At 47.5% G+C, this 2053-nt stretch carries 1 protein-coding gene; it reads right to left on the bottom strand.

Going from position 1 to position 2053, the window contains the following annotated elements:
* Window positions 1-223: 223 nt before the first annotated feature.
* On the bottom strand, window positions 224-2053 hold a 1830-nt coding region (locus tag FTV41_RS14425; RefSeq protein ID WP_179996736.1), incomplete at its 5' end, for an ATP-binding cassette domain-containing protein.

Genomic DNA, 2053 nt, shown 5'->3' with positions numbered 1-2053 from the left:
ACTTTTTGAAACACCACCAAAAAATAAACTTATATGGCACTTGCGTAATTCACGACAAAATGTGTCAAGTTTTGAAGAAGAGATGCAGTACTCAAGAATAGCAAGGAACTACACGGAGATGAAAAGCAGGAGGAAAATATTAAAAATGGGTGGTTTTAATAAAAAAAAGAGATGAATAACGCTTGTTACTCATCTCTCAGATAATGGGGGTGTTGAAATAGTGTTAGAAGGACTGCTCCAGACTTTCCAGTTCCATCATTAGTTCCAGCATCTGTTCTTCGGCTGTTTCCAGTTTGGCTTTCAGCTCAGTTTGCTCATTCATCAGTTTGAGCAAATCATTTTTACGTGAGGCATCATATAAAGCACTATCTCCGAGCAAGCTTTGAATTTCAGCCAGTCGCGGCGTAACCTTTGAAATCTGTGTTTCACATTTTTCGATATTTTTACGAATCGGGCGGCTCAGTTCCCGCTGGCGTGCCGCTTCCTTACGCTGTGCTTCTTTGTCCAGTCTGGAAATGGTTGCTTTGACTTCGACCTGAGATTTCACCGGCTCGGCTGGCTTCTGCCCGTTTTTGATCATCTCAATGCGGGCCTGACGTAACCAGTCGGCATAAGCGGTCAGATCACCGTCAAATTCACGGCATTGACCATTATGTACCAGCAGCAATTCATCACAGACACTGGCAATCAGCTGGCGCTCATGCGATACCAGCACCACAGCACCTTCAAACTCCTGCAAGGCCATGGTCAATGCATGACGCATATCCAGATCTAAATGGTTGGTCGGCTCATCCAGAATCAACACGTTTGGACGCTGCCAGACAATCAATGCCAGAGCCAGACGGGCACGTTCACCGCCTGAGAAACTTTCACTTGGCGTATCCATGCGTTCGCCGCTAAAACCAAAACTGCCCAGGAAAGAACGCAGGCTGGCTTCACTGATTTTTTTATCGGCAATACGGGCCAGCTGTAACATCGGGCTGGCATTGCCATCCAGTGCATCCATTTGGTGTTGGGCAAAGTAGCCAATATTGAGCAGTTCTGAATCTTTACGCAGACCCTGAAGCAATTTTAAATCACCGACCAGCGATTTAATCAGGGTGGATTTACCGGCACCATTCATCCCGAGCAAACCAATCCGGCTGCTTGGCGTGATCTGTAAATTGACATTGGTGACAATCAGCTTGTCACCATAACCAATATCGGCATGTTCCAGTTGCAATAAAGGCGAACTCATTTTGGTCGGTTCACGGAAACTGAAGGTAAATGGCGTATCAACATGGGCAGCAGACAGTTCCTGCATACGCTCCAGCTGTTTGATCCGGCTCTGTGCCTGCTTGGCTTTGGTGGCTTTCGCTTTAAAACGGTCAATATATTTTTGCAGATGTGCGCGGGTTTCCAGCTGCTTTTCATAAGCCTGTTGCTGCTGCGCCAGACGTTCACTGCGGGTGCGCTCGAAGGTCGAGTAGTTACCGGTATATAAAATCAGTTCCTGATTTTCAATATGTAAAATATGATCGGTAATCGCATCGAGGAAATCCCGGTCATGCGAAATCAGCACCAGCGTACCTTCATAGGCTTTCAGCCAGTCTTCGAGCCAGAGAATGGCATCCAGGTCTAAATGGTTGGTCGGTTCATCAAGAAGGAGTAAATCGGAACGGCTCATCAGGGTACGCGCCAGATTCAGGCGCATGCGCCAGCCACCAGAAAAACTTGAAACATCCAGTTGGGATTGATGTTCAAAAAAGCCCAGACCGGCCATCAGTTGCGAAGCTTTGGCCGGCGCAGAATAACCTGAAATTTCATCAAAACGGCCATATAAATGGGCCAGTTCTGCATCATCCAGCTGATCTGGCTGCTCCAGTTTCTGTTGAATATCCCAGTATTCTTCATCGCCGGACAAGACGAAATCAATGGCTTTCATATTCAGCGCTTTGATTTCCTGCGCCATATGCGCCACGGTCCATACCGCAGGACGGGTCAACGAACCGGTGTCTGACTCCATGCCACCAAGCAAAGCTGAAAACAGGGTCGATTTCCCGGCACCATTGAC

This window comes from Acinetobacter sp. YH16051 (assembly GCF_013417135.1).
GTDB lineage: Bacteria > Pseudomonadota > Gammaproteobacteria > Pseudomonadales > Moraxellaceae > Acinetobacter > Acinetobacter towneri.
The sequence above is the reverse complement of the archived record's forward strand: the minus strand, read 5'-3'. Positions and strand labels throughout refer to the sequence as shown.